The organism is Lichenicola cladoniae (assembly GCF_013201075.1).
Classification (GTDB): domain Bacteria; phylum Pseudomonadota; class Alphaproteobacteria; order Acetobacterales; family Acetobacteraceae; genus Lichenicola; species Lichenicola cladoniae.
In genome coordinates, this window is the sequence record NZ_CP053715.1 from 22228 (window position 1) to 28800 (window position 6573).

Sequence of the window (6573 nt, forward strand, 5' to 3'; positions counted from 1 at the left end):
GAGCGGTCAAGGATGCGCAGCACCGCGGAGCGGCGGGTGCAGAGCATCCGTGCTTGAGGGCTTCGAGCACCATGGCACTCCCCACCGGGACAAGGATCCTATGAGGCGAGCCTTCGCGATCTGGGTCTTACCGCATGACTTGGCTCAATCTGAGCAAGGCCGCCTCGAGCGGATTGCTGGGATCGAGAGGAATGGTCGCCCCGCACTCCGCTTGTTCACGAGCAAGCTTTTGATTCTCTTGAATTATGGTTTCCGTCGAGTTCTGCGACTTAGGTGAAGAAGACGGGTCGACCGGGCGGCCGAAGGCATCCCGCCGATAGTCATAGAAGCAGTAGGCATTAGAGGTGCGTCTCGGCACCATCACCCACTGCCGCCCGAACAGGCCCTCGATCGCCACGCGCTGACGCACCAGGCGGTTCTCCCAGGTCAGCACGCCTTCCCGCTCGAGAGCGGCGATCGCCCGCGCCACGGTTGCACGGTGCACCCGGGCACTGTCGGCGATCCGCTCATAGGAGGGGAAGCATCGGCCGGTGCTTCGGTTGTGGAAGTGCCACAGCAGGGTCCGCAGCACGTCCAATGTGGCCCGGCTAAGTGGTCCGCGATGCTGGCCCGGGCGGCGTAGCTTCGCTGTGCGCGCTAGCGCATAGGCCCAAATTCGCGCCTTGGCATTGCGATCGAGCGGGATCGCCCTGCCCTCACCGAACACCTTGTCGCGCTTGGGGCGACCAATCCGCCCCATAAGCTTGCCTGTCATCGTCAGTCTCCTGGCGAAGGACGGCATACGAAGGATAAAGCTCTCCCGGTCCAAGCAGAGAGGGCTTGAAAAACGGAGCGATCAATGGGCACTATCTGAACTGCTAGGTTACAGACATCGCCTCGTGAGAGGTGGGAGAGGCGGTTCCTTCGGGAGCCGCCTTTTCGCGTTCTAGGTCATGGTTTGTCCGGACCGAGTCATTCGGTCGCGTAAAGACTGCCGGTCAAACCTTTGAAAAGCAACCATCTTTGCAAATTTGATTTTCATGGATGGATGTTTGAACGAACTTTGGTTACAGAGTTGCTATCAACTTAGCTAGCGATGACCCATCATGAAAACAATCGTTCTCGCTAGCCGAAAGGGGGGAGCAGGAAAGACAACGCTCTCCTGTCATTTAGCTGTTGAGGCGGAGCGCGCCGGAGCTGGTCCTGTCGCAGTCATAGATACCGATCAGATGCAGGGGCTTAGCCAGTGGTGGGATGCCAGGAAAGCCGCCGAACCGGTCCTGATCCGCGCTGAACCTGACCTTGCTACCGCGCTGCAGTTGCTCCGCGATAGCGGGGCAAAGCTTGTCATTATAGATACCCCTCCTGCCTTGAGTGGCAGCGTTGCCGAGACAATTGCTTTGGCTGACCTGGTGCTGATCCCTGTCCAACCTAGTCCCGACGATCTACGAGCGGTCGGCGTGACGGTCGACATGGTGAATGAAGCTAAAAAACCGATGGCATTCATCATCAATCGGGTGAAGCCCCGTGTTCGGTTGACCGGAGAGGCGGCGATCGCTCTGTCTCAGCATGGTGTAGTAGCCCCGTGCTTTCTGTGGGACCGAACTGACTATGCTGCCGCAAAGACAGACGGCCTAACCGCTCCTGAGATCGATCCAGATGGCCGCGCTGCGCAAGAGGTGAAGGAACTCTGGCGCTACGTTGCCACCCGATTGGAGATGACCCGATGAGCAAGCAATCGCTATCGTCCCTCAGCTCACTCATCCCCGCAAAAGGTGAGGCTGCAAAGGCAGAAACTTTACCGGACGAAAAACCACGGTTGTCTAAGCCTCTTAAAGAGGAGCGTCATGGACTAACGATCCGCATTCGGCAGTCTCACAACGACCGCCTTCGAACCATGGTTTATCGTGAGGGTATGACGAAGCAGGACCTACTAGATCGGGCGATTGATGAAATGCTCGAGCGCTATGGCTATTAGTTGTGATGTTGGTTCGTTTGAATGAACTTTGTAACCAAAGGCCGACTTGCTTCTAGTCAGTTGATTCTTTACCGCCACATCCGACTGGCGATGTCTTGTTCCTCAGCCCCGACGGCATCAGCGTAGATGGCGGTGGTGGAGAGCTGAGCGTGTCCGAGCCACTTCTGCACCAGGTTGAGGGGGATGCCGGCGGAGACGGCGGCCACCCCGAAGCCGTGCCTGAGCCCCTTTGGGCTGGCATGCACCCCGTTGAGCTTTGCTGCTTCCATCACTGCATGCACCGCGCGCCATCCGGTCATGCGTGACCATGGCCAAAGCCGGGTTCCGTTGCCTTTGCCGCGCTTGGCCTGCAGCTCGCGGATGCGGTGCACAAGGTCGAGCGCTTCGAGCAGGGCAGGGGGCACGGGGACGCTGCGGTAGATCCCGGGGCGTCGCTTCTTGAGGCTCTCGAAGATCAGGGTGCCGGCGGCGAGGTCGACGCGATCGACGGTAAGCGCCAACGCTTCCGAAAGACGACAGCCGCTGTAGGCCAGCGTCATGCACAGGGTGCGGTCCTCGCGATCGGCATGTTCAGCTGCCTTCAGGAAGGCGTCCCGTTCGCCGGCAGTCAGATACTTCCTGGCCCCGTCGAGGGTATGCAGCTGCATCCCGACCTGCGGCGTCGCCTTATGGATGCCGGGTCCAGGGCCGGCTCGGCCCTGGCGGGGTGCGGGGCGGCGCCCTGCTGGCTTGGCTGTCATTCGGCGCGATCCTGGTAGCCGCGCTGACGCTTGGCACGGAGCAGGCGGGCGAGGGCATTAAGGGCGGCGCCGAGATCGGGGTAGCGGTCGAGGCGCTGCTGGCCTGGGGTGCCGATGCGGCCCCAGTGTCGGAGCAGGAGGGCGCCGCCGAACAGGTCGGGCCAGATGGCGAGGCGGTAGAAGCGCCAGGCGTTGCGGTCGGGGACGATGTTGACGAGAGAGGCGGTCTCGCTGAACAGCGGGATCTGGGTGGGTGGTGGCCGGGCAGGGGCTTGGTGCGCGGGTTTGGGCATCTGTACCCGGGAAGTGTATCAGAATCTGGTGCCTAGTACTATCGAAAAGTCCGGTTTAGGGCCGTTTCAGCCCTGGATCTGTTACACTATTACCAATAACGCATCTATCATCAACGATAGATTGATTATTGGGTTTCCCGGACGCGTTCCCACTCGCGTTTTAGAACAACATTAGACAATCTTATCACGTAAGATATTGCTTCGCCCTGAACTTTATTATTTCTAGAAACTTTTCCTAGAAGAAGAATTCTTATTAGCCCTTTTGCACCGGAATGGATACGATATTCCATGTCATTTGCTTTCCAAAAGGCTCTCAGATTATCATCGGCTTTAACGGGCAATCCAGGACTCGCGCAGACACGAATCAACATTGTTAAAAGTCGATGGTCCTTTTCGGATGGGTTGAGCAAAAGCTCTAACTGCATTCTTTTCTTGTTAATTGATGTCAGGTCTATGTATTCTTTCCTGAATACTAAATCGATATCACTTATAAGATCAGAGATTAGTGTCCGGACTTTATCAATCCATTTCTGTCTAGACTTTGAACGCACCTGAGCACGGATAGTGAATCTTGCTACGTAAACAGCGATAGCGGCTGTAAATATGGCGAGATAAGCAGTTAAATTATCTGAAGCGCTCACGAGAGTGGAAAAATGTGGGCCAGCATTTTGATCGTACTTTAATAACAGCGTCGGAATATGTGGAAAGACAACGTAATCCAGTCCTGTCGCGATTACACACGCAATAAGAAGGAGTAGTGATCCATTTAACAGGAAGTCTTGCAATCCTAATGGAGTCAATCTTGGTGCATCGGTGTTGGAAAGGGGGTCTTCGGACCAGTCGAGAGAGGCAAGTTCAAAGGCTTCTGGCCATGTAATAGATTTACTTTCTGTCCCCTCCGCTGGTTTCCACCAGCCAATATGGCGACGTTGCTCATCCATTATCTGCATTAACCTCCCGGAGAATAGTGTGAACAGGACGAGTACAGCTAGGCCAGCTAGTAGATAAAGCGGATCTTGTGTAAGATATAGACTACTACGCAGCTTTCTTAGGGTTTTGAATGAATAACAAGGTAAATTTACAGCCTCTAGCGCTATAGATAGAAAGAATAATTCTGCGGTATACTTTGTGAATAGTTTGGGCTTTTGTGCCATCATTCTTTCACTCTACGACGTCAAACATATCTGCATACTTGACGTATTGTTATAGGAAGCCTTCGCCCGCGTGTCCTTCGAATATTTGCGCGTCGCGGACGTATCCGGCGAGCACGTCGGTACTTATGTGGCGTGAGACCTCCTTCAGCTTGAAGATGGAGGCGCCGGCGCGTGCGCCTGACGTGATAAAGCCCGCCCTGAGCGAGTGCCCAGCAAACAGCGTCGGATCATACCCGGCCGCCGCCACGCGAGCCTGCACTACCCGCGCCACCGCCCGATCGCTCATCGGCTGGTCCGTCGCGGCACCTCCCTTCAGCTTACGGAACACGAACCCCTCACTGATCCCGGTTTGCGCCAACCACGCCTCGAGCAGTTGCACCGGGCGGATACGCCGCCCATAAGGAATGGCGATGACCTGGCCGCTGCCATCCTGATCTGTCTTGGTGCGTCCGAACTGCACGCGCAGGCCGCGTGCCTCTCGGGTGATCTGCGCCACCTGCAGTGCCACCAACTCGCTCCTCCGGAAGGCTCCCGCCATGCCGATTGCCAGCAGCGCCCGATCCCGCACGCTCCTGATGTCATCACCGACGATCGCCCGCAGCAAATCCCTCATCACGTCGGCATCTGCAGCAGATTTGCGGGCCGGCGGCTTGCCGTGGCTACGTCGGATCCCAGCCATGACCTCGACGATCGCGGCGGCACCTTCACGTCCTTGCGGTGGCTGCAGTCCGTGCTGCCGATGCACATGTCCAATGGCCGCCAGCCGGCGGCCGATCGTCATCGGTGCGCAGCCTCTGGCAGCTTCGCTGGCCAGGAACACAGCGACGGCACGCGGATCCGCCGGCAGCGGTTCGAGCGTTCGGGCAACGCACCAAGTGACGAAGACGCGCCAATCCTGCGCGTAGGCACTACGGGTTGATGCGGCCCGCGCGACCTCGGCATAACTGGCGGCGGCAGCAAGCTCGGCCTGGATGACCTGCACCAACTCGGCGCCGGCATCCCGGCCGTCAATCAATGCAGGCAGGCTTGGACCATCCTCGGCCTCCGTCAGCCTTTCCGACCTGTCCATCTTGGCTCCCGCACCTCTGATCCTGCCCTTCTTCTACCCCTTCTGCTTTTGTCCGAGAATCCATATTATCAGACAAAGTAAGTGGGACGAGGTCGCAGGCACCCTAAAAGCATGCAACGTATCTTGTATGTGCAGCGATAGCTCACATACTCGCGCCTATTCGTCGATATGGAGCAATCGCTTGCCATCGCAATCCGGTGTCTTTGTCCTTCAGAATGACGGGTCCCTCGTCGCCATGCAGCCGACACAGTTTGCAGCCGAAGTGGATTTCCAGGAACTCCTATCCAAGTTCCCTGAACTTTTAGTTGGAGATCAGATCGATCCTGGAAGTCCCAGACGTTTTGTGCTCGTGAAACAAGAGCAAGCCATAGGGCATGACACTGACGTCCCTCGATGGTCCGTCGACCACCTGTTCCTAGACCAGGATGGCATTCCTACGCTAGTGGAGGTCAAGCGGAAGAGTGACACGCGTCTTCGCCGCGAGGTCGTGGGCCAGATGCTCGACTATGCATCGAACTGCCAGACTTCTTGGACCGCTGAGACAATGCGCGCGAGTCTCGAAGAGACCTGTGAGTCGGCGGGGACATCCTACGATGACGTAATTACTACCCTCCTCGACCCAACAACTTCCTTAGATCCGGTAGCTTTAGCCGAAGCCTTCTGGACAAACGTCAAAACAAACCTGCAGGCTGGTAAAGTCCGTATGCTTTTCGTCGCGGACGAGATTCCGACGGAGCTCCGCAGGATCGTCGAGTTTTTGAACGAGCAGATGGATCCGGCTGAGATACTTGCCATTGAGCTGCGTCAGTTCACCGGGCAAGGCCTGCGCACAATTGTACCGATGATATTTGGGCAGACTCAGGAAGCAACGACAAAGAAGAAATTCCCACCGGGCGCTAGATGGACCGAGGAGCACTTTCTGGCAAAGATCGACGCGACGTTTTCCGAACCGCAGGCAACCGTTGCCCGAGCTGTTCTCGATTGGATGAAGGAAACAAATCTGCCACTCGTGTGGGGAACGGGACGTGAGAATGGATCCGTTTACCCGCTCCTAAAGCCGCAGGGTGTATCAATAAATCCGGCTTACTTGTCGACTGATGGAAAAATCTGGCTCCAACTTGGGACAATGCAGAACCGCCCGGTCTTTGGCGACCTTACGGTAAGGCGTGAACTATTAGATCGCTTCGGACGGGTTGCCGGATCCGGCCTAAAGGAGCAAGACCTGGAGCGTACGCCGGGCCTGTCGTTCGCCGTTATAGCGGCCGATCCCGAAGGCCTGAGCAAGGTCATTGCGGCCTTCAACTGGCTTCTCGACCGGGTTAAGCAGGCGAACTAAGGCTTCTCAATTAGGACGAGTGAA

8 protein-coding genes are annotated in these 6573 nt (G+C 56.9%); 3 read left to right on the forward strand and 5 right to left on the reverse strand.

What is annotated here, in order from left to right:
• Positions 1 to 127 precede the first annotated feature (127 nt).
• On the reverse strand, positions 128 to 754 hold the full coding sequence (locus HN018_RS28345) for a helix-turn-helix domain-containing protein (RefSeq protein ID WP_171837327.1): 627 nt from the start codon (positions 752 to 754) through the stop codon (positions 128 to 130).
• Between the two features lie 331 nt (positions 755 to 1085).
• Between HN018_RS28345 and HN018_RS28350 the strand changes: the two genes are divergently transcribed.
• Positions 1086 to 1709, forward strand: coding sequence for a ParA family protein (locus HN018_RS28350; protein ID WP_171837328.1), 624 nt, complete (start codon positions 1086 to 1088; stop codon positions 1707 to 1709).
• Positions 1706 to 1957 carry a hypothetical protein gene (locus HN018_RS28355; RefSeq protein ID WP_171837329.1) on the forward strand — a complete coding sequence of 84 codons (252 nt, stop codon included), beginning with the start codon at positions 1706 to 1708 and terminating at the stop codon, positions 1955 to 1957. The genes HN018_RS28350 and HN018_RS28355 overlap by 4 nt, the downstream gene beginning before the upstream one ends.
• Positions 1958 to 2025: 68 nt before the next feature.
• Here the strand turns inward: HN018_RS28355 and HN018_RS28360 are convergent, their stop codons facing one another.
• From HN018_RS28360 to HN018_RS28375, 4 genes are all read right to left on the reverse strand, one after another.
• Positions 2026 to 2604: a tyrosine-type recombinase/integrase gene (locus HN018_RS28360; RefSeq protein WP_171837351.1), complete on the reverse strand. Its 579-nt coding sequence runs from the start codon at positions 2602 to 2604 to the stop codon at positions 2026 to 2028.
• 89 nt (positions 2605 to 2693) lie between these two features.
• Entirely contained in the window at positions 2694 to 2990 is a 297-nt protein-coding gene (locus tag HN018_RS28365) for a WGR domain-containing protein (protein ID WP_171837330.1), read from the reverse strand.
• 125 nt (positions 2991 to 3115) lie between these two features.
• Positions 3116 to 3931, reverse strand: a complete 816-nt coding sequence (locus HN018_RS28370) for a hypothetical protein (RefSeq protein ID WP_171837331.1) — start codon at positions 3929 to 3931, stop codon at positions 3116 to 3118.
• A gap of 262 nt (positions 3932 to 4193) precedes the next feature.
• The gene (locus tag HN018_RS28375; RefSeq protein WP_171837332.1) at positions 4194 to 5213 is read right to left on the reverse strand and encodes a site-specific integrase; all 1020 of its coding nucleotides are present in this window, start codon (positions 5211 to 5213) and stop codon (positions 4194 to 4196) included.
• 181 nt (positions 5214 to 5394) lie between these two features.
• Between HN018_RS28375 and HN018_RS28380 the strand changes: the two genes are divergently transcribed.
• Positions 5395 to 6549 carry a hypothetical protein gene (locus HN018_RS28380; RefSeq protein ID WP_171837333.1) on the forward strand — a complete coding sequence of 385 codons (1155 nt, stop codon included), beginning with the start codon at positions 5395 to 5397 and terminating at the stop codon, positions 6547 to 6549.
• Positions 6550 to 6573: the final 24 nt, after the last annotated feature.

Bases quoted from the DNA above. Each gene is read 5' to 3' on its own strand.
- HN018_RS28350 (WP_171837328.1), top strand. From the start codon at position 1,086: ATGAAAACAATCGTTCTCGCTAGCCGAAAGGGGGGAGCAGGAAAGACA.
- HN018_RS28355 (WP_171837329.1), top strand. From the start codon at position 1,706: ATGAGCAAGCAATCGCTATCGTCCCTCAGCTCACTCATCCCCGCAAAA.
- HN018_RS28370 (WP_171837331.1), bottom strand. From the start codon at position 3,931: ATGGATGAGCAACGTCGCCATATTGGCTGGTGGAAACCAGCGGAGGGG.
- HN018_RS28360 (WP_171837351.1), bottom strand. From the start codon at position 2,604: ATGCAGCTGCATACCCTCGACGGGGCCAGGAAGTATCTGACTGCCGGC.
- HN018_RS28365 (WP_171837330.1), bottom strand. From the start codon at position 2,990: ATGCCCAAACCCGCGCACCAAGCCCCTGCCCGGCCACCACCCACCCAG.
- HN018_RS28375 (WP_171837332.1), bottom strand. From the start codon at position 5,213: ATGGACAGGTCGGAAAGGCTGACGGAGGCCGAGGATGGTCCAAGCCTG.
- HN018_RS28345 (WP_171837327.1), bottom strand. From the start codon at position 754: ATGACAGGCAAGCTTATGGGGCGGATTGGTCGCCCCAAGCGCGACAAG.